The 24673-nt window shown below is 71.4% G+C and carries 24 protein-coding genes; 4 read left to right on the top strand and 20 right to left on the bottom strand.

What is annotated here, in order from left to right; all coding sequences use genetic code 11:
* Window positions 1-1401, bottom strand: a complete 1401-nt coding sequence (locus ETD96_RS00330; protein WP_171068768.1) for a DUF2252 domain-containing protein — start codon at window positions 1399-1401, stop codon at window positions 1-3.
* A 237-nt stretch (window positions 1402-1638) separates the two neighbouring features.
* On the opposite strand from ETD96_RS00330, the gene ETD96_RS00325 reads away from it, so the two are divergent.
* A complete protein-coding gene (locus ETD96_RS00325) occupies window positions 1639-2100 on the top strand; it encodes an SHOCT domain-containing protein (RefSeq protein ID WP_240807026.1) in 462 nt (153 codons plus the stop codon).
* Between the two features lie 194 nt (window positions 2101-2294).
* Here ETD96_RS00325 and ETD96_RS00320 read toward each other — a convergent pair whose 3' ends face one another.
* The 15 genes from ETD96_RS00320 to ETD96_RS00250 all read right to left on the bottom strand — a co-directional run bounded on the left by ETD96_RS00320 (window position 2295) and on the right by ETD96_RS00250 (window position 17387).
* A complete protein-coding gene (locus ETD96_RS00320; protein ID WP_138632094.1) occupies window positions 2295-3440 on the bottom strand; it encodes a hypothetical protein in 1146 nt (381 codons plus the stop codon).
* Window positions 3440-3823, bottom strand: a complete 384-nt coding sequence (locus ETD96_RS00315; protein WP_138632091.1) for a RidA family protein — start codon at window positions 3821-3823, stop codon at window positions 3440-3442. Before ETD96_RS00315 ends, ETD96_RS00320 begins: the two co-directional genes overlap by 1 nt.
* A 10-nt stretch (window positions 3824-3833) precedes the next feature.
* Window positions 3834-4784 (bottom strand): sugar kinase, encoded by a 951-nt coding sequence (locus ETD96_RS00310; protein ID WP_138632088.1) that lies wholly within the window; start codon window positions 4782-4784, stop codon window positions 3834-3836.
* Window positions 4781-5431 carry a bifunctional 4-hydroxy-2-oxoglutarate aldolase/2-dehydro-3-deoxy-phosphogluconate aldolase gene (locus ETD96_RS00305; RefSeq protein ID WP_138632085.1) on the bottom strand — a complete coding sequence of 217 codons (651 nt, stop codon included), beginning with the start codon at window positions 5429-5431 and terminating at the stop codon, window positions 4781-4783. The genes ETD96_RS00310 and ETD96_RS00305 overlap by 4 nt, the downstream gene beginning before the upstream one ends.
* 11 nt (window positions 5432-5442) lie before the next feature.
* Window positions 5443-6654: an alanine racemase gene (locus tag ETD96_RS00300; protein WP_138632082.1), complete on the bottom strand. Its 1212-nt coding sequence runs from the start codon at window positions 6652-6654 to the stop codon at window positions 5443-5445.
* A complete protein-coding gene (locus tag ETD96_RS00295) occupies window positions 6651-7469 on the bottom strand; it encodes an IclR family transcriptional regulator (RefSeq protein ID WP_138632079.1) in 819 nt (272 codons plus the stop codon). The genes ETD96_RS00300 and ETD96_RS00295 overlap by 4 nt, the downstream gene beginning before the upstream one ends.
* Entirely contained in the window at window positions 7466-8200 is a 735-nt protein-coding gene (locus ETD96_RS00290; RefSeq protein WP_171068767.1) for an MBL fold metallo-hydrolase, read from the bottom strand. Before ETD96_RS00290 ends, ETD96_RS00295 begins: the two co-directional genes overlap by 4 nt.
* Window positions 8197-9333, bottom strand: coding sequence for a M20 family metallopeptidase (locus ETD96_RS00285; RefSeq protein WP_138632073.1), 1137 nt, complete (start codon window positions 9331-9333; stop codon window positions 8197-8199). Before ETD96_RS00285 ends, ETD96_RS00290 begins: the two co-directional genes overlap by 4 nt.
* On the bottom strand, window positions 9333-10289 hold the full coding sequence (locus ETD96_RS00280; protein ID WP_138632070.1) for an ABC transporter permease: 957 nt from the start codon (window positions 10287-10289) through the stop codon (window positions 9333-9335). The genes ETD96_RS00285 and ETD96_RS00280 overlap by 1 nt, the downstream gene beginning before the upstream one ends.
* Window positions 10289-11233 (bottom strand): ABC transporter permease, encoded by a 945-nt coding sequence (locus ETD96_RS00275; protein WP_138632067.1) that lies wholly within the window; start codon window positions 11231-11233, stop codon window positions 10289-10291. Before ETD96_RS00275 ends, ETD96_RS00280 begins: the two co-directional genes overlap by 1 nt.
* Complete coding sequence (locus ETD96_RS00270; RefSeq protein WP_138632064.1) at window positions 11226-12836, bottom strand: sugar ABC transporter ATP-binding protein; 1611 nt, start codon at window positions 12834-12836, stop codon at window positions 11226-11228. The genes ETD96_RS00275 and ETD96_RS00270 overlap by 8 nt, the downstream gene beginning before the upstream one ends.
* A gap of 2 nt (window positions 12837-12838) precedes the next feature.
* Entirely contained in the window at window positions 12839-13891 is a 1053-nt protein-coding gene (locus tag ETD96_RS00265; protein WP_138632061.1) for an ABC transporter substrate-binding protein, read from the bottom strand.
* Between the two features lie 70 nt (window positions 13892-13961).
* Window positions 13962-15524, bottom strand: coding sequence for an N-acyl-D-amino-acid deacylase family protein (locus ETD96_RS00260; protein ID WP_171068766.1), 1563 nt, complete (start codon window positions 15522-15524; stop codon window positions 13962-13964).
* Window positions 15525-15843: 319 nt separating this feature from the next.
* Window positions 15844-16635, bottom strand: a complete 792-nt coding sequence (locus tag ETD96_RS00255) for an SAM-dependent methyltransferase (protein WP_240807025.1) — start codon at window positions 16633-16635, stop codon at window positions 15844-15846.
* A 158-nt stretch (window positions 16636-16793) separates the two neighbouring features.
* The gene (locus tag ETD96_RS00250; protein WP_138632055.1) at window positions 16794-17387 is read right to left on the bottom strand and encodes a TetR/AcrR family transcriptional regulator; all 594 of its coding nucleotides are present in this window, start codon (window positions 17385-17387) and stop codon (window positions 16794-16796) included.
* Window positions 17388-17447: 60 nt separating this feature from the next.
* On the opposite strand from ETD96_RS00250, the gene ETD96_RS00245 reads away from it, so the two are divergent.
* On the top strand, window positions 17448-18638 hold the full coding sequence (locus tag ETD96_RS00245) for an MFS transporter (protein ID WP_138632052.1): 1191 nt from the start codon (window positions 17448-17450) through the stop codon (window positions 18636-18638).
* Window positions 18639-18766: 128 nt separating this feature from the next.
* Here ETD96_RS00245 and ETD96_RS00240 read toward each other — a convergent pair whose 3' ends face one another.
* Window positions 18767-19585, bottom strand: coding sequence for an NUDIX domain-containing protein (locus ETD96_RS00240; RefSeq protein ID WP_171068765.1), 819 nt, complete (start codon window positions 19583-19585; stop codon window positions 18767-18769).
* 248 nt (window positions 19586-19833) lie between these two features.
* Between ETD96_RS00240 and ETD96_RS00235 the strand changes: the two genes are divergently transcribed.
* Complete coding sequence (locus ETD96_RS00235; protein WP_138632046.1) at window positions 19834-20076, top strand: hypothetical protein; 243 nt, start codon at window positions 19834-19836, stop codon at window positions 20074-20076.
* Window positions 20077-20557: 481 nt separating this feature from the next.
* The gene (locus ETD96_RS00230) at window positions 20558-21799 is read left to right on the top strand and encodes a glycosyltransferase (RefSeq protein ID WP_138632043.1); all 1242 of its coding nucleotides are present in this window, start codon (window positions 20558-20560) and stop codon (window positions 21797-21799) included.
* Between the two features lie 73 nt (window positions 21800-21872).
* Here ETD96_RS00230 and ETD96_RS00225 read toward each other — a convergent pair whose 3' ends face one another.
* The 3 genes from ETD96_RS00225 to ETD96_RS00215 form a co-directional block, all read right to left on the bottom strand.
* Complete coding sequence (locus tag ETD96_RS00225; RefSeq protein WP_138632040.1) at window positions 21873-22367, bottom strand: hypothetical protein; 495 nt, start codon at window positions 22365-22367, stop codon at window positions 21873-21875.
* A 563-nt stretch (window positions 22368-22930) separates the two neighbouring features.
* Window positions 22931-23875, bottom strand: coding sequence for a hypothetical protein (locus ETD96_RS00220; RefSeq protein WP_205719031.1), 945 nt, complete (start codon window positions 23873-23875; stop codon window positions 22931-22933).
* 356 nt (window positions 23876-24231) lie between these two features.
* On the bottom strand, window positions 24232-24543 hold the full coding sequence (locus ETD96_RS00215) for a hypothetical protein (RefSeq protein ID WP_138632037.1): 312 nt from the start codon (window positions 24541-24543) through the stop codon (window positions 24232-24234).
* Window positions 24544-24673 lie beyond the last annotated feature (130 nt).

Here is a 24673-nt window from a genome sequence, read left to right as displayed (position 1 = left end):
TCATGCGGCTTCCGCGGGGACCCGTCCGGCGCGCGCTGCCTCGGCGAGGGCCTCGCGGTCGCGTTCGTTCTGGTCGGCGTAGGCCTCGGCGAACACGGCGAGCGCCCGGTCGAAGACGTCGCCGCGGCCGAGGTAGGCCCCGATGGCGATCGGGTCCCCGGAACGGGCGTGCGCGCGGGCCAGCGAGGCGCCGCAGATCCGGCCGAAGGCCGTCATGACGCCGGGCGTCATGGTCTCCGGCCGGGCGATGCCCTTCCAGTCGCGCAGTTGGCGGACGTAGAAGTCGCGGCGCCGGCCGTCGATCCCCCGGGCGGTCTCCCAGCCGAGGAAGATGTCGCTCGCGGCCTGCATCAGCCGCTGCCCGGCGACGACGCGCTCGCCCTGGTCGGCGTAGCCGGCCGGGCCGGTGTACGGGGCCAGGACCGACGCGCCGGCCTCCTTGGCCTGGAGCAGCAGCGGATCGTCGTCGTCCCGCCCCAGCATGAGGACGATCCAGCAGCGGGTGCCCACGCTGCCGACCCCGACGACCTTGCGCGCCATGTCGGCCACGCGGTAGCGCCCGAGCAGGGCCCGCCGCTCGGCGGAGAGACTGCGGCCGTAGTCCTCGATCAGCCGGCCCAGCATCTCCGCCGTCCCGGCGCCCTCTTCCCCGGGAAGCAGGTCCCGGACCGGAGTGACGAGCGGCGGGTCGGGGACGATCCGCCGCACGCCCCCTTCCAATCGGGTCAGTTTCGCGACGGCCTGCAGGTTCGTCCGCGTGCGTGCCCGGTCGGCCGCCGCGGAGAACCGCCGGCGGGCGCCGCCGCTCAGCCGGTCCGCCCGGATCGAGTCCAGATCGTCGGCGCTGTCCTGCGCGTACCAGATGTCGAGGATGCGCATGCGGGCGAACTCGCGCATCCGCTCCCGGTAGCTCCGCACGCACGCCCGCACGGCGGCGGCGCGCCGCCGGGCGGAGAACCCGTTGGCGCGGCCGGCGATGGCCAGGCTCGCGGCGAGCCGCTTGACGTCCCACTCCCACGGGCCGGGGAGCGTCTCGTCGAAGTCGTTGATGTCGAAGATCAGGTGCCGCTCGGGGGAGGCGAGCAGCCGGAAGTTCAGCATGTGGGCGTCACCGCACAGCTGCACCGTGAGCCCCGTGCGGGGCGCGGCGCCGAGGTCCGAGGCCATGATCGCCGCGGCGCCCCGGTAGAAGCGGAACGGCGACTCCAGCATGCGGCCGTAGCGGAGCGGCACCAGTTCCGGAACCCTCGCCGCGGACTGCGACTCCAAGATGCCGACCGGATCGGGTCGCTCGCCGTGCTCGAACCGCCCATGGCTCGAACGGGGCACCTCGGCGCGCGCCTGCTTCCCGTGGGCCGCCCGCTCCGCCGGAGTCTGGACGGCGGCACCGATGGTGGTCATGGGCGGAACCCCTCTCGTCAGAAGCACGAACGGCATCCTCGGCGATGTCGCAGACGGGCCGCTTCACCCGCATGGGGTGAGCCCGTCCGCCGACAGGAGCCGTAACCGAGTCCCCCTTGGGGACGGCCTTCCCGCAGTGGCGCCGGCCTACCGTCGAGTCGCGCGGAGCGATAGTGCGCTGCTCTTGCGAAAGCCACCCGCTGCGGGTGATGCGGCGAGATGAGGGGCGTGAGGAGCATGGCCGCATCAGATGCGGAGGCGCACGACTGGAGGATCACCATGAACGAGCTCGCTGGCTCCATCGCCGCAACGGACTATCCCCTGCTGAACGTCTTCTGGACCATGCTCTGGTTCTTCCTGTGGGTGCTGTTCTTGATGTTGATCTTCAGGATCATCGCCGACATCTTCCGCGACGACCGGTTGAGCGGCTGGGGCAAGGCCGGATGGTCGATCTTCGTGATCGTGCTGCCGTTCCTCGGCGCCTTCGTGTACCTGATCGCACGCGGCCGGGGCATGGGGGAACGCGACCTGCGAGCGATCCAGAAGCGCGATGAGCAGTTCCGCGCTTACGTCCGCGAGACCGCCGGCACCCCCGAGCCAACGAGCACCGACGAGTTGGTCAAGCTCGCCGAGCTCAGGAAGCACGGTGACATCAGCGAAGTGGAGTACCAGCAGGCCAAGACCAGAGTCCTCACCTGACCGGGCTGCGGAGGTTACGTTGGGCGTCTCTGCCGGCCGACGATCTTGGAGGTCGGCTGGTCGGGGTGCAGGCCGAGGCGGTCGATGCCGCGCTCACGCAGTTAACCGCGGAGGGCCAGTACGGGCGGCAGGCTGCCAGGAACGTTCTCGTATGTCAGGACCGTGATCCGGGCGTGCATGGCGTCCATGATGCCTTAGGTGCGAGGAATGCGGGCCAGGGTCGGGAGCGGGGCCAGGCCGTAGGCGTAGTAGTCGACGGCGTCCGCGCCGGATGCGCGGGCCGCGGTGACCTTCGCCGCCAGGTGGTCGGCCGACGTCGTGTCCGGATGGCCGGGACGAAGGACGGTCCGAAGCGCCGGTTCGGGGCCGAGGGCCTCGCGGTAGGCGGCCACGTCCTCGGCCACGCGAACCGTTTCGCGGGCGTAGCAGAGGATCGCGTAGGACGGGACGGCCGACGCCAACGATCTCGGGTCCACGCCGATCCGCCAGGCGGAGGCGGCGGCCGGGGGGCCGGTGGGACGGCCGTCGGCGTAGCCCAGGACGGCACCCGTGAGGTCGATGAACGTCAGCTGAGATCCCTCCGCCGACACGGCTTCTGCCACCTCGGCCGCCAGGGACGTGACGATCGGCGCGCGGGCCTGGGCGTAGGCGGTGAGGACGTCCGGGACGTCGCTCGCGGGCGGGCCGCCGTCCAGAACGGTGGTCGTCAGGCGGGCGGCTTCCGCGCGGGCCTCGGCGGCGTGCGGGATGCGGGCGACACAGGAGGGGCAGAAGCACAGGCCAAAGGCGAACTCGGCGGCCGGGCCCAGGTCCACGAAAGAGCGCTCGTGGTGGTAGCCGTGGCCGAACGTCCCGAAATGCAGGGATTCCGCGACGACCGTGTCGACGCCTTGGCGGGCGATGGCGCGTCCGAGGGCGACGGCGTACGCGCGGACGTCCGGGTTGGACGGGCACAGGTCGGCGGGTGCGGCACGGTCGCCGAAGCAGTTCTGATGGGTGACGTCCGGAAAGGCCAGACCCAGGGTGGTGTTGTGCAGGAAGACGCCCCATCCGTGCAGCGCGGCACCGAGCCGGTGGGTCTCCTCCCGGAGGGTTCGTATGGGGTCGCGCGCGGCGTCCTTCTGTACCGGTGGCTGGAGGCGAAGCCCGTCGAAGAGGTCGCCGGGAGGGAAGTGGATTCCGTCATGGCGAAAGGTGACACGGCTGGCGCCGTGCGGGGTCACGTCCCTGGCGCGGTGGTAGGCGGCCCCGATGGTGATGGACGAGACGTTGTGGGAGAGGATCCGCGCGGCGTCCGCGCCGCGCAGATCCTCCACCATCACATAGAGGGACGAGTCCATCAGCTCTTCTTGTAGGCGACGAAGTCGATCTCGACCAGGATGTTCATCAGGGTCGAACCCACGGTCGTGCGCACCGGGTAGGGCTGCGTGAAGTGCTCCCGGTACACCTCGTCAAAGGCGGCGAAGTCGCGGTGGAGGTCCTGCAGGTGGACGGTCGACTTCACCACGTCGTCCAGGCCCAGCCCGTGCTCGCGCAGGATCGCGGCCAGGTTGGCGAGAACCTGCCGGGTCTGCGTGGCGACGTCCGTGCCGACGACCTCGCCGGTCTTCGGGTCGAGCGGCCCCATCCCCGAGGTGTACACGAAATCGCCGACCACGAGGCCCTGCGAGTAGGTGCCGGCGGGCGGGGCGGAGTCCGCGCTGCGGAGTTCGCGCTTGCTCATATCTGTCTCCTCATCGGCTGACGTTGTCTTCGGTGGTCTTCAGGAAGTCCAGGTCGGCGCGGCTGGGCAGGCCCTCCCAGTCGCCGCGGACGGTCACCGCGTACGCGCCCGCCGCCGTGGCGGTGGCCAGGCGGGCGGCGACCGGCAGGCCGCGGGCGAACTCCGCCAGGTAGCCGGCGGCGAAGGCGTCGCCCGCGCCGACCGGGTCCACGACGGGCACCTTGTGCGCGGGCTGGACGTGCAGCGTCCCCGCGCAGTACGCGACCACCCCGGCGGCGCCCCGCTTCACCAGGACGTCGCGCGGCCCGAGCGCGGCCAGCGCCGCGGCGAGCCCGGCCGGGTCGTCGCCGGGGACGACCAGCCGCGCCTCCTGCTCGGTCGCGAACACCAGGTCGGCGCGTTTGACCAGGTCGTGCAGGCATTCACCGGCCTCGGCCGGCGTCCAGAGCGCCGACCGGTAGTTGAGGTCGAGCGAGACCGGCACGCCCGCGGCCCGGGCCGTCTCGACGGCGTCGTCCACGGCCCGGCGGGCGGTGTCGCTGATCGCGGCGGTGATCCCGGTGACGTGCAGGACGCGGGCGGAGCGGATCAGGTCGTGCGGGACGTCGGCGGGGCTCAGCCGCGACCCGGCGCTGCCCGTCCGGTAGTACTGGACGCGGGTCAGCGTCCCCGACCGGCGCTCCTTGAACAGCAGCGCGGTCGGCGCGGACTCGTCCACCACCGTGTGCCCGAGCCGGACGCCCTCCCCGGCGAGCGCCGTGGTGATGAGGCGGCCGAACTCGTCGTCGCCGACGCGGCCGAACCAGGCGGCGGTGCCGCCGAGGCGGGCGAGGCCGATCGCCGTGTTCGACTCGGCGCCGCCGATGCCGAGGTCGAGCGAGCGGGCGTGCCGCATCGGCCCGACGACCGGGTTGTCCAGCCGCGCCATGGTCTCGCCGAACGTGACGAGATCGACGCTCATCGGGCGGCCTCCACCGTCGCGAGGAGGCGGCGCGCGCGGGAGGCCAGGGCGTCGAGGGAGCCGCCGTCGAGGGCGTCGCCGATCAGCGAACCGCCCGCGCCGACGGCCACGGCGCCCGCCGCGATGTAGTCGGCGGCGTCGTCCGGGCCGATGCCGCCCGTCGGCAGCAGCAGGACGTCCCGGAACGGTTCCGCCAGGGCGCGCAGGTAGCGCGGGCCGAACGTGCTCGCTGGGAAGATCTTGACGGCGGTCGCGCCGAGGTCCCAGGCGCGGGCGACCTCGGTCGGCGTGAGCGCGCCCGGGTAGTAGCCGACGCCCGCGTCGCGGGCCACGGCGGCGACCTCGGCGTTCGTGTCGGGGGCGACCAGGAAGGACGCGCCCGCGGCGACGGCGGCCTTCGCCTCCGCCGCGGTCCGGACCGTGCCGGCGCCGAGGTCGGCGTCCCCGGGCAGCCGGTCGCGCGCCGCGCCCAGGGCGTCCAGCGCGCCCGGGGTGTTCAGGGTGACCTCCAGGCAGCGGACGCCGGCGGCGGCCAGGACGTCCAGGACGTCCAGGACGTCGGTGACGCGGTCGGCGCGGGTGCCGCGGACGACCGCGACCACTCCGGTCGCCGTCAGCGCGGCGCCCGGCGCCATGCGGGGCATCATGGGGCGTCCTCTCAGAAGTACGTGCGGATCAGGTCGATGACCGTGTGGTCGTCGTCCACGACGGGGATGACCTGCCACTTGTCGAAGGCCGTGCACGGGTGGGAGATGCCGAAGCAGATCAGGTCGCCGGGGCGCGGGGCCTGGTCGCCGAACGCCACGTAGGCGTGGTGGTCGTTGGTGTCGGTGACGCTCAGCCCCTCGGCCGGGACGATCGTGCCGTCCGCCCGGCGGAGCTTCAGCGGGACGGGCAGCCCGGCGTCGTAGGGGGCCTCCCGCTTGCCCATCCCCACGATCGCGAGGCCGGGCTCCGGCACGGACGTGACCTGCGCCCAGATCTCCAGCGCCGCGTCCAGCGACCCCGGCACCCGGGTGAACGGCGTCTTCTTGGTGTAGATGCCGTCGTCGTGCGACACGTAGGCGCCGCTCCGCAGGACCACGGTGAGGTCGTGGCCGGGCAGCCAGTCGCCCGCGAGATGCTCGGCGACCTGGTCGAAGTAGGCGCTGCCGCCGGCGGTGACGACGGCGTCGCGGGGGAGCAGCGGGGACAGCGCGATCGTCGCGTCGCGGAGCGCCCGCAGGTACGCGGCGGCGGACGGGACGTCCGGCAGCCCGCCCTCGTATCCGGCGACCCCGGCGAGTTCGGCGCCGGGCGCGGCGGCGACCGCGCGGGCGACCCCGGCCAGCTCCTCGACGGTGCGGCAGCCGGTGCGCCCGCCGGGGTGCCCGAGTTCGACCAGCACCCGGAACGGACGCTCCCCGGCCGCGGCGGAGACCGCGGCGACGCCCTCGGGCGAGTCCGCGTACAGCAGGAACTCCATGCCGCGGTCGACCTCGCCGCCCAGCCAGCGCAGCGCGGTCGGATCGAGCAGCTCGTTGGCCAGCAGGATCCGGGGGACGCCGAACGTCCGGTAGGCGAGGACCTGGTTCGCGGTCGCGGCGGTGATCCCCCAGGCGCCCGCGTCCAGCTGGTCCTGGAAGAGCGACGGGGCCATGGTCGTCTTGCCGTGCGGCGCGAACGCCAGTCCGTGCTCGCCGCAGAACGCGGCGAGCGCCGCGATGTTGTGGTCCAGCGCCGACCGCCGTGCCACCATGACCGGCCAGGTGAACGGGCCGCCGAACAGCGGATGCCGGGCGGCGGCGAACTCCTCCAGCGGGACGGCCCGCGGCTGCCACAGGCCCTTCGTCCGCCAGTCGGCCTGCTCGTTCGGAATGGTGAGGTTCACGGCTGGTTCCCTTCGTCGTTGCGGCGGCGGCGCGGCCGGGACGAGCCGAGCACGCGGGAGATCTCCAGGCCGGTCCGCGCCACCATCGGGCCGACCTCCCTGACCCGCGCCGGCGTCATCCGGGACGTCAGCCCGGACACGCTCAGCGCGCCCACGGCCCGGTCGGTGTGGTCGAAGATCGGCGCCGCGACGCACCGCACCTCCGGCTCGTTCTCCCGGTCGTCCACGGCGTACCCGGACAGGCGTACCCGTTCCAGTTCGGCGGCGAGGCGTGCCGGGTCGGTGATCGTCCGCTCGGTGCGCGGCGGCATCCCGGCGGCGACCACGAGCTGGAAGTCGTCCTCACCGAGCCAGGCGAGGATGGCCTTGCCGACGGCCGTCCGGTAGGCGGGCATCCGCATCCCGACCCGGGACGCCATCCGGACGTTGTGCTCGTTCTCCACCTTGTCGATGTAGACCACGTCGGGCGCCTCGTAGACGACGAGGTGGCAGGTCTCGCCCACGACGTGCTGGAGGCGGCGCAGCGGGTCGGCGGCGACCGCCCGCATGTCCAGCGTCGACAGGTACGCCTGGCCGAGCCGCAGTGCGCCGTGCCCGAGCCGGTACCAGCCGGTGTCCCGGTCCCGGGTGAGGAGGTCGCCGTCGATGAGCGGCTGCGTGAGCCGCAGCACCGTGCTCTTGCTGATGCCGAGGTCGTCGGCGATGCGGGTCAGCGAGATGCCCCGCGCGTCGGCGTGGTCGCGGACGTGGTCGAGCACCGCGAGCGCGCGGCGCAGCGACGACGACTGGTTGCGGGGCTTGGCCTCGTCGGTCATGTGGTGCTCCCCGGAAGCAGGCCGCGGCTGAGGACGTCCCGCGCGGCTCGCAGGTGCCGTCCGGCGCGGGCGAGCGATATCTCGTGGTGGCCCGGCAGCAGCATGTCGACCTCCAGGCCGGCGAGCCGGGTGAGGCTCGCCGCGTACTCCGGCACCCGCGTGTCGTGGAGGTTCTGCAGCGAGATCCGTCCGCCGGTGAACACGCAGTCGCCGGAGAACAGCGCTCGCCCTTCGGGCGCGTCGAGCAGGTAGCAGATGTGCCCGTCCGCGTGCCCGGGGGTGGCGACGGCCCGCAGGACGACGCCCCCGCCGAGGTCGATCTGCTCGCCGTCCGCGATGGGACGCACCGCCGGGCACGCCGCGAACGCGTACTCGTCCGGGTAGACCCCGGCAGCCTTGCCGCGGTCGACGCTGAGCAGTTTCTCGTCGCCGGACGCGATCCACTGGTCCGCCGGTGCCCCCGCGCGAACGGCGATCCCCTCCACGCTCCGCGCCAGCTCGGCGGCGCCGCCCGCGTGGTCGGCATGCCCGTGGGTGAGCAGCAGGTGCCGCTCGCCCGTCTCGCCGCGCAGCCGTTGGGCGAACTGCCGGGCGGACGCCCCAGCTCCGGCGTCGATCAGCGCCGCTCCGGCCGGCCCCCGCACGAGGTACACGTGGCAGTCCAGCGGATCGGTGAGGTCGAACCCGGCCGCTCCGCTGCCGATGAGGTCGATGTGCTCCGTCAGCTTCACGTCTGGCCCCCGTCGAGGGAGCGGATGGTGTCGACGACCAGCCTGGTCGCCAGGTCCACGTCGGCGAGCGCCACCGATTCGTCGGCGGAGTGGGCGTCGGTGATCGAGCCGGGGCCGAAGACGACCGAGGGGATGCCCGCGCGCGCCAGCTTGCTCGCGTCGGTGCCGAACGGCATGCCCTGGACGGCCGCGGGACGCCCCGCCGCCTCCAGCACGCGGCAGAGCGCGGCCGGCACCGGGCTGGCCGCCGGGGTGTCGAGGGCGTAGTCGACGGTGAACGGCTCGTCCACCTCGATCTGGCCGGGGAGGAGGGCGGTCAGCTCGGCGCGGTCGCGGCGCCACACGTCCAGGGGGTCCTCGCCTGGGAGGGTGCGGCGGTCTATGTCGATCTCGCAGCGGCCCGGAATGGTGTTCGGCCCCTCGCCGCCCCTGATCCGGGTGACGCAGCGCGTCGCCGGCCCCAGCAGGGGATGCGGCGCGACGTCCGGCTCGGCGGAGGCGATGTGGTCGATCACGCGGGACATCAGGGTGACGGCGTTGACGGCCTCGTCCGGCCGGGAGCTGTGCCCGGCCCTGCCCAGCGCGCGGACGGTGTAGCGGACGCAGCCCTTGTGCGCGGTCGCGGGCACCAGCCCGGTCGGCTCGCCCACGATCGCGCCCACCACCGGCATGTCGCCGAGGTCGGAGATCAGGCCGAGGACGCCCTGGTAGGCGTGCTCCTCGTCCATCACCCCGGCGAGGACGACCCCCGCCTCCGCCGGGTCGGCGGCGAGCTCGACCGCCGCCCGCATGAACGCCGCGAGGGGTCCCTTGGCGTCGCAGGCGCCGCGGCCGTAGAGGCGGCCGTCCCGGATCGTCCCGGCGAACGGGTCGATCGACATGCCGGTGGTCTCGACCGTGTCCAGGTGCGATTCGAGCAGCACCATGCGCGGCCCGCGCCCCGGCACGGTCGCGACGACGTTGGGACGTCCCGGCAGCACCTCACGCAGCTCGGCCTCGATCCCGTGTCCGGCCAGCCAGTCGCGGACGTACTCGGCGATCGCCGCCTCGCCGAACCCGGGCCCGGAACCGGCGCGCGGGTTGACGCTGGCGATGCCGACCATGGCCCGCAGAAGCTCCCCCGAGGACGTCATCAGGACCGCCGTTCCCTTGCGTAGGCGAGCAGCAGCGCGATGATGAGCAGCCCGAGCACGATCTGCCGGACGCCCTCCGACACGTTCCACGCCGCCAGCAGCGCCGTCAGCAGCGTCAGCAGCAGGGCGCCCGCGACCGTCCCGAGGACGTGCCCGCGCCCACCGAGAATGGACGTCCCGCCCAGCACGACCGCCGCGATCGACAGCAGCTGGTACGGGTTGCCCATCGTGAGCGAGCTGGTGGAGGTGAACCCGAGCAGCACCAGCCCGGACACCCCGGCGAGCAGCGCGCACGTCCCGTAGGCGATGAAGGCGGTGCGCGCGAGCGGCACCCCCGACGCGCGCGAGGCCCGCTCCCCGTTGCCGAGCGCGAACACGTACCTCCCGACCCGGGAGGCGTGCAGCAGCCAGGCGGCGACCGCGGTGATGGCGATCCACAGGACGAACGCGAGCGGCACCCCCGCGACGCGGTCGTTGGCGAACGACGCCAGCAGCGGCACCTTCGCCGACTTCGGCGACCCGTCGGTGTACACGAGCAGCGCCCCGGCGACGATCGTGCCGGTGGCCAGCGTCATCACCATCGGCGGCACCCGCAGCCAGGTCACCCCGGCCGCGTTGGCGACCCCGACGAGGACGCTCGCGAGGAGCGCCGCGGCGATGCCCGCCGTCCCGCCCGAGCCGGACGCGACCTGCGCGCACACGACCGCCGACAGCGCGACGACGCCCGACACCGACAGGTCGATGCCGCTCATCATGATCACGAGGGTCTGGCCGACGGCGACGATGCCGAGGAACGCGGCGGTCTGCACCAGGTAGCGGACGCTGGAGACGCTGTCGAAGCCCTTCGCGAACAGGATCGCGGCGATCCAGGTCACGATGAGCACGCCGAACGCCCAGGCGGCGCGGTTGTCCCGCAGCACCCTCGGCACTGCGGCGGCGCGCGGTAGCGCGGTCATCAGTCCGTCCTCTCCCGGGTCGCGAACGTCTTGACGGCGATCGCCACGATCAGCACCGCGCCCTGCATGATCAGCTGGTAGAAGGGCGACAGCCCGGTGAACAGCAGCAGGTTCGTCAGCAGGCCGATCAGCAGCGCGGCCAGGACGGTCGCGCGCATCTGCCCGACGCCGCCGAAGAAGCTGACCCCGGCGAGCACGGACGCGGCGATCGAGTTGAGCGTGTACGGGGCGCCGATCGTGGCGTCCCCCGAGCCGGTCTGGACGGCGAGGCCGATCCCGGCGAGGCCGACGAAGACGCCGGCCAGCGCGTAAGCGGAGATCTTCACCTTCCGCGTCGCGATGCCGCTGGCGTAGGCGCCGTGCTCGTTGCCGCCGACCGCGTACAGCGAGAGCCCGAACCGGGTCGTCCGGACGACCTTCCACAGCACCAGGACCAGGGCGATCGCCAGGAACGGCAGCGCGATCCCGTTCCAGCCGTTGTTGTACGCCTTGACCAGGCCGGCCGGGACGCTGCCGCCCGGCTGGGGGAGCACGACGAGCGTGACGCCGCCCCACAGGAACGACGCGGCCAGCGTCACGATGATCGGCGGCAGCCCCGCGTACGCGACGAGCACGCCGTTCGCGGCCCCGGTCGCGGCGGCGGCCAGCAGCGCCAGCACGGCCGCGAGCACGACGCCGTCCTCCGCCCGGACGGCGAACACCGCCATCGCGAGCGCCAGCACCGAGCCGAGCGACAGGTCGATGCCGCCGGCCAGCATGACGGTGCTCTGCCCCATCGCGGCCAGGATCAGCGGCAGGAACTGCGCCGACAGGATCGTGATCGACGCCGGGGTGAACACCTCGGGGTCGTAGTGGCTGTAGACGGCGAGCAGGACGATCAGCAGCGCGCCGAGGCCCGCCACGTCCACGTTGCCGCGCAGCGCCCCGGTGAGGCGGTCAGGCATGCGCCACCGTCCCGGTCACGGAGGCGCGGACCAGCCGCTCCTCGGTGAGGTCGCCGCCCGACAGCCGGTCGACGACCGCGCCCTCGTACATGACGGCGACCTCGTCGCACAGGCCGACCAGTTCCATGGTGTCTCCCGAGGTGACCAGCACCGCCACGCCGCCGTCGGCCAGCCGGCGGAGCAGGTGGTAGATCTCGCGCTTGGTGCCGACGTCGATGCCGCGGGTCGGCTCGGCCAGCAGCAGTACCCGCGGCTCGGACGGCAGCCAGCGGGCCAGCGCGACCTTCTGCTGGTTGCCGCCGGACAGCCGGCGCGCCTCCTGCTCCGGCCCGGCCACCTTGATCCGCATCCGCTCGATGAGGTCGTCGACCAGCCGGGCCTCGGCGCCGCGGTCGACGGTGGTGAGCCGCCGCGCGGGCGTGACGACGTCGAGGTTGGTGAGGGACAGGTTCGCCCGGACGGTCTGCGCCACGTGCAGGCCCTCGACCTTGCGGTCCTCCGGCACGTAGGCGATGCGGGCGCGGATCGCCGCGCGCGGCGACCCGAGGCGGGCGGGGCGCCCGTCCAGCTCGATCCGCCCGGTGTGCCGGACGAGCCCGAACAGCGCGCGCAGCACCGCCCGCTGCCCCTGGCCCTGGAGCCCGCCGAGGCCGATGATCCGGCCGGGATCCAGGTCGAGGTCGACGCCGGCGCAGGCGCCGGGGACGGTCAGCCCCCGCGCGCTCAGCACCGGCCTGCCGGCGGGGACGGGTGTCGCGTCCGTCGCGGCCTTCTTCTCCTCGGCGATCTCCTTTTCGGAGGGAATCGCCGCGATCTCCGCCGCGACCGGGCCGGCCGCGGTCCCCGGCGGGACCGCCCCGGCCTTCGGCGGGAACAGGTCGGACAGCTCCCGGCCGATCATCAGGCGCACGATGTCGTCGTGGTCGGTCTCCGCCCGCTCCCGGGTGGCCATGACCGCGCCGTCCTTCAGGACCGTCAGCCGGTCGGCGATGGTGAACAGCTCGCCCATCCGGTGGCTGACGGTGATCACGGACGAGCCCGCCTCGCGCAGCTCGTCCACGACCTCGAACACGCTCTTGACCTGGTCGTCGTCCAGCGCGGACGTCGCCTCGTCCAGGATCAGCAGGCGCGGGGAGGACGCGAGCGCCTTGGCCAGCTCGACGAGCTGCTGCTGGCCGAGCGGGAGGCGTCCCGCCCGGGTCAGCGGGTCGGCGTCCAGGCCGACGCGCTCCAGCAGCGGCCGGGCGCGCCGGGCCAGGTCGCGGCGCAGGACGAGCCCGCGCCGCGCCGGCCACTGGCCGAGGAACACGTTCTCGGCGATGGTCTGATGCGGGTTGAGGCTGAGCTCCTGGTGCACCGAGCCGATCCCGACGGCCCGCGCACGGTGCGGCGACCAGTCGCGGACGGGGTCGCCGTCGTAGACGACCCGCCCGGCGTCCGGTGCCAGCAGCCCCGTGATGAGGGACAGCACGGTGCTCTTGCCCGCGCCGTTCTCGCCCACGAGCGCGAGCACCTCACCGGCGCGGACGTCGAAGCTCACCTCGTGCAGCACGCGGTTGCCCGCGAAGGACTTGGAGACCCGCTCGACGGCCAGGAGTGTCATGGCTACTTGCCGATCAGCTTGTCGATCTCGGACTGCGGCAGGTCCTGGATGGGGTACGAGTCGTCCGGCTGGTCCGCCTTGACGTACTGGGCCAGGTTCTCGTTGGTGATCCTGGGCAGCGGCACGGTGATCTGGTTCGGCACCGTCGCCCCGCCGGCCTTCGCGACCGCCGCGCGCAGCGCGATCACGCCGAGGTAGTTGGGCTGCGCCGTGGACAGCGAGGAGAACCCGGCGTCCTTGTTCTGCTGCCACAGCTTCAGGAAGCCGTTGTAGTTCTCGCCGGTGATCGGCACGAGCTTCTTCTTCTGCTTGACGAGCGTCTGCAGCGCCGCCGCCGACAGGGCGCCGCCCTGCGAGAACACGCCGTCGATGTCGGGGTTCGCGGAGTACGCCGAGGCGAACGCCTGCGCGGCCGGGGCCAGGTTGTACTCGCTGTGCACGTTCGAGACGACCTTGATGCCGGGGTACTTCTTCAGCGCCTCCTCGGCGCCCTTCCAGCGCTGCTCGCTGACCGCGACGCCGGCCGGCCCGTTGAACGCGATGATCTTGCCCTTGCCGCCCAGCGTGTCGCCGAGCCATTGGCCCATCATCCGGCCCCACTCGGTCTGGTCGGTGCCGACGCGCACGACCTTCTCGGAGGTGACCAGGCTGTCGAAGTTGGCGACCGTGATGCCCGCGTCCGCCGCCTGCTCCAGCGCCGAGTTCAGCGCCGTGGACGACCCGGCGTCCACCAGGATGACGTCGTACTTCTGCTGGATCATCGCCCGGATCTGGGCGATCTGCTGGGAGGTGTCGCCGTTGGCGTTGAACACCTGGTAGTCGGCGACCTTGCCGTCCTGCTTCAGCTTCGCGACATCGTCCTTGATCATCTTGTCGGTCTGCTGCATCCACGACGGGGTCAGGTAGATCGTGGACCAGCCCACCTTGAGGGCCTTGGACTTGCCGGTGCCGCCGGACGAGCCGCCGTCGCCGGACTCGACGCCGCAGGCGGCCGTGGCGGTCAGCGTGCCCAGCGCCGTGACGGCCACGATGGCGCGCGTGAACCTACCGATCATGGATGGACTCCTTGTGCTGGTCCGGAGCCCGAGCGGGCTCCGGCGAACTGGGCGGGGGGTCGTTCTGGGGTCAGGCGGGTGTCAGGGCCCGTCCGGGCGGCTCGTGGGCCGCCGCGAGAGCGCCGTCCCTGAGGACGGCCACGCCGTTCACGACGACGTGTTCCACGCCTTCGGCGGGCACCCTGGGACTTTCGTAGGTGGAGCGGTCGGTGACGGTGGCGGGATCGAGGACGACGAGGTCGGCGGCGTACCCCGGCTCGACGCGGCCCCGGCCGGCGAGCCGGAAGCGGTCGGCGGCGCGGCCGGACAGATGGACGGCGGCCTGCTCCCACGTCCAGTCGCCGAGGTCGCGGACGTGCCGCCCGAGCAGCCGGGCGAAGGCGCCCCAGCCGCGCGGATGCGGATGCCCGCCCTGGTAGATGGCGTCGGAGCCGGTCGTCTGGGCGGGGTGCTTGAGCAGCGCCCGCACCGACTCCTCGCTGTTGGTCGGCGGCTGCCCGAACACGCAGCCCGCCTCCAGCCGCGTCGCGACGAGCAGGTCGCAGCAGAACTCGCCAGGGGCCTTGCCGGCCTGGGCCGCCGCGTCCGGAAGGGCCATGCCCTCGGCCCAGCGGTACTCGTCCGACGGGACGTGCGACAACGTGATGCGCGGCCAGACCTCGGGCCGGTGCGCGAACCACTCCCGCTCCAGCCGCCGCCGGACCGCCGGGTCGGCGAGCGCCTCCAGCGTGCCGTCCAGGTCGGCGATCGGGAGCCAGCCCGGCAGCGTGACCAGCGTCAGCGTGCTGGACCCCCGCAGGTACGGGTAGTTGTCGAAGGTCAGGTCGATGCCTTCGGCGCGTGCGTTGTCCACGAGCGCGACCAGCTGGTCCTTGGGGCCGTGGTAGTGCGACACGTGCGGGGCGACGCGTCCGGCGCGCGCGATCTCCAGCACCTCGGCCATCGCCGTGACGGCCTCCGACTCGTACCCGCGCATGTGCGTGACGTAGGGCAGCCCCGCCGCGCCGACCGGCTCGCACAGCGCGGCGATCTCGGCCGCGTCCGCGTAGGCGCCGGGCACGTACTCCAGCCCCGTGGACAGCCCGGCCGCGCCCTCCGCCAGCCCCCGCTCGACGTGGGCGCGCATCGCCGCCAGCTCGCCGGCCTCCGGGGCCCGCCGCGCGGTCCCCATGACGCTGTGCCGGATGGTCCCGTGGGGGAGCAGGTAGACGGTGTTGAGCGGCGTCCTCCGGTCGTATCCGGCGAGCAGCTCGGCGACCGAGACCGGCCCGTCGTCCAGGCCCGGATGGACGCCGTTCACAGGAGCGAAGTACCGGCTGACGTACCGCAGCGTCGCCGCGCTCGCCGGGGCGTAGGACACGCCGTCCTGCCCGAGCACGAACGTCGTGACGCCCTGCCGCAGCGCGGCGTGCTGCACGTCGGGGTCGAACACGGCCGCGTCACCGTGCACATGGGTGTCGATGAAGCCCGGCATGACGTACCGGCCGGTCGCGTCGATCTCCTCGGCGGCCCGCGCGCCGTCCAGGAGGCCGACCTCCGCGATGCGTCCCGCGGTGACGGCCACGTCCGCGCGGCGGCGGGCGGACCCGGTGCCGTCCAGCACCGTCCCCCCGCGAACCAGCAGATCGTACATTGGACCTCATTCACCCCAGGAGCCACGTAACCGGACGTCTGTGCCGGTAGTCGTGGAGGCTAGGGCGCGCACCAACCCCCGCACCAGATTCACAACACATGATTTTGCACTGCAAAACTACCCGCTGACCTGCACGGTTACGCTAAGGCCCGCAACGGCCGAGCCAGCCTGGGCCGCCGGACGACCTCACCCGGACACATGGGCCCGCCGGCTGACGGGGCTGGACGGAGCCTGCCGAGGGCTCGGTTGATGAACGATGGCGCCTTCCCCGGCAGAGAACTCGATCAGGGCGTTGCTCGCGCCGATCGCCACATGCCGTTCACGGCTTTCGCAGGATGCCGCCGTATTCGCAGACGTCTCGTCCCATCCTGGAGGCGCCGACGAACCGGGCCAGTTCGTCGGGGACGGGCGGCAGGGGCGACTGGTCGGGGTCGGGGCGCCAATGCAGCAGGTTGACCAGTCCCGGATCGACCGGCTCCAGTCCGTCCAGCAGGAGTGCGCCGACCTCCTCGCGAGTGCGGTTCTGCCACGGGATGCCGGCGGCGTTCATGCGCGCGTCGAGTTCGGCGGCGCGGCCGGGGTCGGAGCAGACGACCTGGGAGAACGCCAGGTGGCTGCCGGGCGCCGCGCGGTCCATGACGGTGTGCAGGATGCCGCGCGGATCGTCGGCGTCGGTCAGGTGGTGCCCGACCGACAGGAACAGCACCGCCAGCGGCTCGTCGAAATCGATCAGCCGCCCGACCTCGGAGTGGCTCAGGACGGCGTCCAGGTCGCGGAAGTCGGCGTTGATGACGACGGTCGAGCCGTCCCCGGCCAGCAGCGCGCGGCCGTAGGCCAGCACGATCGGGTCGATGTCGACGTAGACGACGCGGGCGTCGGGCGCGAACCGCTGCGCGACCTGATGGACATTGTTGTCGGTGGGCAGCCCGCAACCCAGGTCCAGGAATTGCCGTATCCCGGCCTCGGTCGCCAGGTACCGCACCGCCCGGTACAGGAACAGCCGGTTCTGCCGGCTGATATCGATCGACTCGGGAAAGGCGGGCGCGGTCTTCAACGCGAAGTCGCGGTCGACCTGGTAATTGTCCTTACTGCCGAGCGCCCATCCGTACACCCGAGCCGACGCCGGTATGTCATCACGGATCTCGATCGGCGATTCACGTTCTTCCGCGGCCACCATGCGCTCCCGATCCCGCAGTGCAGTTGCCCGACCAGGCAACGGTAACCGCCGTCTCCGACCTCACCCCGATCTTCGACAGTCCCGTCCGAGTATTACCCGGTTGAGTTCGTTGCCGTCCAGGAGTCGGCGAGCTTGCAGAGGTCGTCGAGGGCGACTTCGACGCGGGTGTGGTCGCCGGTGATCAGCAGGTCGGTCTGCAGGCCGGCGTAGGCGCTGTTGAGGTAGGTCGCCTTGATCATCGCCTCGCGGGGATCGAGTCCGCGGGCGGTCAGTGCCCCGGCGACGAATTCGGCCCGCTCGGCCAGGAACTTGGGAACTTGGCCACCGAGGCGCCCGGCGGCCGCCAGTCCCTCGATCTCGTGGATCAGGCGAGTGTAGGGAAGGTTGGCCGGTCTGAGATGGCGGTGCCAGGAGTCGCGAACGATCGATCCGATGCCCCGATCGGTGTCGTCCCAGCCTTCCGTCGCGTGGAGTTGCTCATGCTGGATCTCGTCCAGACGTGTCAGCAGAGCGGCCAGCAGCGCGTCCTTGTCGGCGAAGTGATGGGTGAGCACGCGCGTGCTGTGGCCTAGCGCCTGCGCGATCGGCCGGAAGGAGAATCCGCTGGACAGCCCGGTCTGGGCGAGGTGGTCCAGAACCGCGTCAAGGATCTCGGTGCGGCGGTGCGGGTCGCGGGGTCTGGCCACTGGCGGCGCTCCTGGCTCGGTTGGTCGGAGTTAAGGAAACACATGTTACGTTAACGTCCCATGGATGTCACACGCCGCCGCGCGTTCGCCGAGCCCTGGCTTCTCGCGCTCGCCATCACTGCTCTGGCCCTGCAGACGGACGACTTCGTCATCGTGGGGGTGCTGCCGTCCATCGCGCACGACTTACAGGTCAGCGAGGCGGCAGCCGGCCAGCTGGTGAGCGTCTTCTCGGTGATGTGCGCGGTAGTCGGACCGGTGGCCGCCGTCGTCACCGCTTCATGGCCTCGGAAACGCCTGCTCATCGGCGGCCTGCTGTTGTTCTGCACCGCCAACTTCGCCGTTCCGCTCGCCGCCTCCTATCCGGCCTTGATGGCATTGCGGATCCTGGCCGCATTCGCGGCTGCGGTCACCTTGCCCACCGTGTTCGCGGTCACGGCTGCGCATTCTCCGCCTGAGCGGCAGGGCCGCCACCTCGCCACCGTCATGACCGGGCTGACCGGTGCCGTTGTCATCGGAGTTCCGCTGGGCACCTGGACCGGTGCGGCATTCGGATGGCAGGCCACCTTCGTGCTCGGCGGCCTTCTCGGCCTGATAGCGCTGGTCTGCGTGGGCCTGGCGGTGCCAGATGTTCCGCCCTCGCCGGCCGCCGGCCTCGCTGAGCGACTTAGCCCTCTGGCGCGTCCCGCCGTGCTGTGCGTTCTGCTCGCCGCTGTCGTCGCGGTGCTGGGAAATCTGCTGTTCCAGACCTATCTCGCGGCCTTCCTCCACGACGCGGCGGGCGTGACGCCGGCCATGCTGGGCGGGCTACTGGCATTGACCGGCGCTGCGGGCATCGCTGGAGCACGTCTCAGTGGTGGGCTCGTCGACCGGTTCGGCTCGGGACGGGCGTTCACCACCGCGGCGGTGGTCTTCGTCGCCGCCATGATCGGACTCGCGCTGTGCTGGTCGCTGCGACCCGCGTACCTTCCCGTCGTCGTTGTCCTCCTGCTGGTGTGGTCGGCCGCCGCATGGGCGATTCCCCCGCCCGTCCAGGCCCGCGTCCTCAAGTTGGCCGGACCGGAGACCGGGCCGCAAGCCTTGGCGCTCAGCAGCAGCGCGGTCTATGTCGGAGCCTCACTCGGTGCCGGTCTCGGTGGCTGGCTACTCAGCGCGCACGGCTCTGGCGCGCTTCCGCTCATCGCCGCCGTGAGCGCCCTGGCGTCGTTGGCCTTGTTCGCCGGTACCGGACGCATCACTGGAGGGCGTGGTTAGGAAGGGTGCTCGGGGTGGCCGGTTACAGCAGATCGTCGTCGGCCTTCTCGGTTCAAGAACGAAGTGGTGGACGGCCTGAAAAGCGGCCGGAGCTTCTTCGTCCGGCCCTCGGGGGCGACAAGTGGATCTCAGGACCAGCCGTGGACGCTGAACGGTTCGCCGCGCATGATCGCGGCGAGGGCCATGGCGCAGTGGGGGATCAGGTCGTCGGGTGGGTTCGCCGGGTCGATCCACAACGCCTCCGATGCCTTGTTGGGTTCGGCGGCGCGTGGTTCGCCCTCCCAGCGGTCGAAGCGAAACCAGTAGTCGCTGACTGCGTGGCATGGACCGGGCAGTGTCGTTTCGGTGCGGTGCATGACGTGGACGAACTGGGCGTCCTGCTTTCGTAGCCGGACGCCGCTCTCCTCCGCGGCTTCGCGGATCGCGGCGGCCAGCACGTCCTCGCCCGGCTCGATCCGCCCGGCGGGTGGGCACAGCCACCCGTCGCGGTACCCGGTGGCGTGGCGGCGCAGCATCAGTACGTGACCGTCCTGGCGCTGCAGCAGGACGTGGGGGGCGATGAAGGACCCGTGCCAGCCGCTCGCGCCCCGGGCCCCAGCCGGGGGAGCGGCCACATCGCGGGCGGAGACGACACCGAGCCGTCTGGCCATGTGCGCCTCGGCCTGGGCGGCGCCGCCCGCCAGATCGACCATGGGGATCGCAGCGGCCAGGATGACGTCGGCGAGCTCGTCCAGGACATCGGTTCTGTTCTTGTGGACGCCCTTGCGCGGGTTGCCGCCGGTCATCCCGATGTAGGCCTCGGCGACCTCACCGACCTCTTCGGCGACCTTCAACACCAGGGTTTGGGTCGGCACCTCGGCTAGGTAGCCGGCCCGGATGCGGGCGGTGTCGTCCCAGAAGCCGCGACACGGCTCGGCGGGTTCAACAGCTGGTTCAGGGGTCGTCACGGCATCGAGCCTAGAAGCCGAGGGAGCGCCCGTCTCAGTAATCTCGAACATTAGATCGAGTCGCTCGCCGAGTGCTGAGGAGCGTGACCGCAGTCGCTGCGGGGGTGAGCCAGGTCGGAACCTTGGTGACCAGATGGCGCATGTCGAAGCGGTCGCCTGGGCCACGCGGCGGTCTTCCCCTAAAACCCGATCGCAGCACGGCTGATGGATGTGGCTAGCATTTCGCCTCAAACAAGGCGGAGGTGCTCATGTACAACGGCCGGAACCGCCCGACCAAGAAACGCACCCTCTCGCCATGGCAGTCGCTGCTGGTCAGCGTCGTTGTCGCGGGCGCGCTGGCAGCATGGATCATCGCGGAGCTGGCCCCGGTCCGGGCATTACAACTCTCCTGGCGGGGCTTGTTCGGTGGGGTGGTGATCGCGGCTGGGATCGCCTTCCTCATCGCCTTGGTCATGAAGCTTCGTAGGGACCGATCAGGTTCGGGGCGTTAACCGGCCCTGATCACACTCTCCCAGCAACGCGGACCTGCAGAGCGAAAGGCTCACCGGCGTGCACCGACGTGCGCTGCGGTTCGCTGTTGCAGAGCCGAGCGTGGGCCGCTGTCAGGTGATCAGGTCGCGGATGTGCTGCCCGACCCGTCCACGAACGCCAGGTAGTCGGCGAGGACCGGGTGCAGCACGCCGTCCTCGTCTCGGAGGGCACCAGGGCCTCCGGAAGACGCGCGAAAGCAAACAGCCAGATCAGACGGGATATGCGGCCACGTCTCGTCTTTGAGCGGCGTCATTTTCGTCTTCGCTCGGTGCCCGTCCGGGCTGCCAAAAAATAATCAGGAACATGCCTCGAATGTCGATGGCCACTGGCGGAAATAACTGCTTGTTCCTCGCCTGGGGCTAGTTTGCCTGGGCAAGCAATGCAATCTCGTACGTTGCCATATGGTAAGTTCGTAGTTTCGCATGAAGGTTGGGGAACGGCATGCGTGTAATGGTGGTCGCTGGTGGCTCTCGCGGCGATGTGCAGCCGCTGATCCCGCTCGCCCAGGGCATCCAGGCGGCCGGGCACGAGGTGACCGTCGCCGCCTCGGTCGACTCCGAGCGGCTCGTGACGGACCGCGCTCTGCGGTTCCAGCCGCTCGAGGTGTCGATCACCGGTCAGATGACGAGCGGCGCCGGCCGCACCTGGATCGCCGATTCCGCCGGCCGGCCTTTCCGTGAACTGCGCCACATGCGGCGGGTGTACGCCGACGCCGCCCAACCGCTCGCCGACGGGCTCCTGAGCCTGGCCGGCACCGCCGACCTGTTCGTCAGCGGCATTTTCACCCTGGACTCGGTCGCCTCGATCGCTCAGCACGACCGTGCGGCCCACGCCATCGCCTTGCTCTGCCCCTTTCACCCAACGGCGGACGGCCGTTCCGGCCTCACCGCTCAGAACGCCCGCACCCAATCCGCGAACCTGTCCCGCACCCGACTGGGCCGCTGGCTCCTATCGCGCTCGGTCACCCAGGCGGGTCGCCTCGTCCGCCACCGGCTGGGCATGCCTGAGACGGGGGCGAAGGGCTTTCGCCGGACTCTCGACACCGTTCCCACCGCGCTCGGGGCCAGTCCGCTCCTGGTTCCCGCCGCGCGGGACTGGCCGCGCAACGTCACGGTCACCGGCCCGTGGACGCTCCCGACACCCGACGACTGGGTGCCGCCGCAGGAACTGCTCGACTTCCTGGAGGCCGGCCCACCGCCGATCTACCTCGGCTTCGGAAGCATGTCGGTCGTTCAGCCCGATCGAACTCGCGAACTCGCTCTGGCCGCTGCTCGTGCGACCGGTCTGCGGCTGGTCCTCTCCGGCACAGATCTCACCGGGCCAGCCGGCGACGATGTTCTCGGGATCGCCGACGTCCCGCACGATTGGCTGTTCCCCCGAATGCGGGCGGTGGTGCACCACGGCGGTGCTGGGACCACGCATGCGGCGTTGCTCGCCGGGGTCCCCCAACTGGCCGTTCCCCACATCGCGGACCAGCCCTACTGGGCGCGCCGCATCCACGAGGAGCATCTCGGCCCCGCGCCTCTTCCACTCAACCGCCTCACCGCCGACCGGCTCATCGAACGGTTGCGCGCGCTGTCGGACTCCTCCGATTTCACCGCACGCGCGGCCAGTCTGAGGGAGTCGGCCAACCAACACCACGGCGTACGCGACGCCGTTGACGTCCTGCTCGGACCCGGGTAATAGGGCCGGTCCACCCGCACCTAGCCAGGGTGATGGGCGTTTCCGCCAGCATGAGCAGGAGCCGCCACCCGATCTAAGCGGATCGCAGGTTCTCGACGACCATCTCGGTGATCTCGCGTATCGGCTTCTTGGCTCGTAGCAACTCGATCCCGATCACTCCCCGGTCGGGGCCGGCCGCGACCGACATCTGATAGCCGAGAAGACTGGTGCGCGATCCGGACACCGGCTCGGTCTTCCCCTTCTTCCCGACCCAGGCGTTGTCACGCGAAGGTTGGAGGGACACCGAGATCGAGTACCACGCGGTGCGCGGGGACGACTTCCACGTGCACCGCGTATAGTCGCCGTTGCTGCCGCCCCCCTGCGCGCGGCCCGCCGGATTTTGCGCCGACACGTGATCCACCCCGATGGCGTCCAGTTGGGTACTTTCCAGGACGTCGCAGGCATGCAACCCGGAGATGTCGAGCTTCGGTTCGTCTGCGGAGCAGGCTCCGGCAGCCGCCACCAAGACCCCCAGCACGACCAGCCGCGCATTCCGTTTCGTCCGGCCCAGGAAAATGTCGGCGCGCAACGTTGTTCACCCCAGAAGATCGCTTCTTCGGCCGGAGTCTACTGATCAACAATGACGACCGCGATGGAAGTCGGCGGTCGCATGCAGCGGGCCCCTTGACGGGAGCCCCGCACGCAGAGGACCGAACTTTCCGTTATCGATGCGCCGGGCCACCGGTCGGCGGCCGGTGGAGCGTCCCAGCGGCATCCGGGGGCGGGCATTTCGTGGCATGCTCAGCCCTCGCACCCCGCCTGCTCACCGTGCCGTTCCAAGGGGGTGCTGAGTCGAGTCACGATGGCGCTAACAGCGTCCTTGAACTGGAGCAGGTGCTCGACATCATCGTCCCGTCGGGCCCAGAGCGTTTTGACACGGGGCCGAGGGAGGCAAGACGAGACCGACCGCGCACGGGTGGAGCGGGCCCCTACACCGGCAGAGCCGAACGCGAGCAGTACAGCGTGACCAGCGGCATGAGAGGGCGATCGTGGCGAACATATGAACCAGACATGCGAACAGACTGCGGGAGAAATTTTGCTACCACGCAATTCCCGGATCTCGGGTGACCAGCCGAAACTCCCCGCGGACGGCTAGTTAGCGGAAGATCTAACGGTTCGATGCCAGTACGAGCGGGCGGCGATGGTCAGCGCGACGCCGTACACGGCGAATGCGACCATGCCGATCCAGCCGACCAACAGCGCGTCACTCGCGGTGTGGAAGTCCCCGCGCCGCATTGTGACGATGCCGGCCGTGGCCAGAGTGGTGTAACCGATCCCGACCACCCCGTACGGAGCGAGGGTGGCGGTGCCGAGCAGGGCCGGGGTCAGGGGGAGCCAGCGCGGGACGCGGCTGCCGTGCAGCAACGGCAACCAGCGCGGGAAGACCTGGCCCCATGGGCGGACCAGTCCCCAGAGCAGGAAGAGCCCGAGCACGGCCAACAGCGCGGTGCCGTCGAGTCCCCACGACTCCAGGGTGAGCCAGATTCCCGAGGCGCCGTTGCGCTCGGAAATCGCGATGATCTCGTCGCCGGTCGTCCCGGCGAAGGTACCGCCGGACGCCCAGATCAGTTTCATCACCGTGTAAGGAAAGAAGGCCGCTGTCCCGGCGCAGGCAGCGAGGTGGACCGTCCGGGAGGCGGCCGTCGGGGCGGCGACCGCGGTGGAGGGAGCGAGTTCGGAGACGGTGGCCGGGCGGCGGTCGGACCGGGCCGTGGCCGCCAACAGGAGCGCCCCGGTTGCCGCCAGCCCGTGGTTCGCAGCGGCCGCCCCGCTGTCCACCCCTTGGCCGAATACCAGCGTGACGACGTCCATGAGCAGGCCGAACGCAGCTGCCCCGGCCAACCCGCAGAGCACCCACAGCCACACGCGCAGCATCGGCCGCAGCCCGTACCGCCCCACCGCGACACAAGCCGGCACCGCGAGAAAGCCCACCGCCACGACTGCCCAGCCCAGCGCGGAAGGCGCCGGGGTGTCGCCGCGGTAGAGCAGCGGGGTCCGGCTGAGCGCACATGCCAGGCCGAAGGCCGCGTACGCCACACCCCAGACCATCGTTGCTCGGCCCACCCATCGAGGCCATTGACGCCACCACGTCAGCCGGGATGCCGTCATCCCACGTCTCGAACCCGTCATGCGGTTGAACATCGCACCGACCGTCGCGGCGACGCCTCACCCGGCAGGGCGATCCCGTTCCCCTCACCGGGTGAGTGGGCTTCTGAGGCTCAGGAATGCCTCACGGAACGCGATGCCTCAACTGACCGCACGTGGGGAACTGGAGCGGCCGCCGTCGCCCGTGCTCGGCCGGCTCGCCAAGACGTCAGATTGGGCCGCTGTCAAGATGTCGAGTCCCTGGCCGCGGCGGGGCAGGCGGTCGGCAATTGCGGTGCCGTGCCCGGTCATTGGCTGTGGAACGTCACCGGGTGCCGGTGATCGGCGGAGCATCCGAAGAAGCCGCCGTGGCTGTAGCGGCCGATCTCCAGGCCGGTCGGCTCTTTGGCGGCCCAGTAGGCGTCGTCGGAGGCGCTGATGTCGATCTCGGCCGCACGGCGTCGCTCGCCGAGGACATGCTCGGCGTCAGCCGGGAGATGTGGCAGGGGTGGCTCACCGAAGGGGCGTTTACGAGCCAGGCCGACGAACTGCCCGGCCTGCTCGTGCCCACCTGCTACGTCATCAGTGGGAAGGACGGTGTCGTCGATCAGGCCAAGCAACTCGACGACATCCGTCGCGCCCCCCGGGCCGTGCCGTCCTGCTCAGCGATCACGGTCACCTCGGCGTGCTGGAGGCCCGGACGATTTCGCCCGCGAGACCGCCGCGTTTCTGGAGACCGTCACGCCCTGG

The organism is Actinomadura geliboluensis, from assembly GCF_005889745.1.
GTDB classification, from domain to species: Bacteria; Actinomycetota; Actinomycetes; order Streptosporangiales; family Streptosporangiaceae; genus Spirillospora; species Spirillospora geliboluensis.
The sequence above is the reverse complement of the archived record's forward strand: the minus strand, read 5'-3'. Positions and strand labels throughout refer to the sequence as shown.

Bases quoted from the DNA above. Each gene is read 5' to 3' on its own strand.
- ETD96_RS00330 (WP_171068768.1), bottom strand. From the start codon at position 1,401: ATGACCACCATCGGTGCCGCCGTCCAGACTCCGGCGGAGCGGGCGGCC.
- ETD96_RS00325 (WP_240807026.1), top strand. From the start codon at position 1,639: ATGGCCGCATCAGATGCGGAGGCGCACGACTGGAGGATCACCATGAAC.
- ETD96_RS00320 (WP_138632094.1), bottom strand. From the start codon at position 3,440: ATGGACTCGTCCCTCTATGTGATGGTGGAGGATCTGCGCGGCGCGGAC.
- ETD96_RS00315 (WP_138632091.1), bottom strand. From the start codon at position 3,823: ATGAGCAAGCGCGAACTCCGCAGCGCGGACTCCGCCCCGCCCGCCGGC.
- ETD96_RS00310 (WP_138632088.1), bottom strand. From the start codon at position 4,784: ATGAGCGTCGATCTCGTCACGTTCGGCGAGACCATGGCGCGGCTGGAC.
- ETD96_RS00305 (WP_138632085.1), bottom strand. From the start codon at position 5,431: ATGATGCCCCGCATGGCGCCGGGCGCCGCGCTGACGGCGACCGGAGTG.
- ETD96_RS00295 (WP_138632079.1), bottom strand. From the start codon at position 7,469: ATGACCGACGAGGCCAAGCCCCGCAACCAGTCGTCGTCGCTGCGCCGC.
- ETD96_RS00285 (WP_138632073.1), bottom strand. From the start codon at position 9,333: ATGACGTCCTCGGGGGAGCTTCTGCGGGCCATGGTCGGCATCGCCAGC.
- ETD96_RS00280 (WP_138632070.1), bottom strand. From the start codon at position 10,289: ATGACCGCGCTACCGCGCGCCGCCGCAGTGCCGAGGGTGCTGCGGGAC.
- ETD96_RS00275 (WP_138632067.1), bottom strand. From the start codon at position 11,233: ATGCCTGACCGCCTCACCGGGGCGCTGCGCGGCAACGTGGACGTGGCG.
- ETD96_RS00270 (WP_138632064.1), bottom strand. From the start codon at position 12,836: ATGACACTCCTGGCCGTCGAGCGGGTCTCCAAGTCCTTCGCGGGCAAC.
- ETD96_RS00265 (WP_138632061.1), bottom strand. From the start codon at position 13,891: ATGATCGGTAGGTTCACGCGCGCCATCGTGGCCGTCACGGCGCTGGGC.
- ETD96_RS00260 (WP_171068766.1), bottom strand. From the start codon at position 15,524: ATGTACGATCTGCTGGTTCGCGGGGGGACGGTGCTGGACGGCACCGGG.
- ETD96_RS00245 (WP_138632052.1), top strand. From the start codon at position 17,448: ATGGATGTCACACGCCGCCGCGCGTTCGCCGAGCCCTGGCTTCTCGCG.
- ETD96_RS00235 (WP_138632046.1), top strand. From the start codon at position 19,834: ATGTACAACGGCCGGAACCGCCCGACCAAGAAACGCACCCTCTCGCCA.
- ETD96_RS00230 (WP_138632043.1), top strand. From the start codon at position 20,558: ATGCGTGTAATGGTGGTCGCTGGTGGCTCTCGCGGCGATGTGCAGCCG.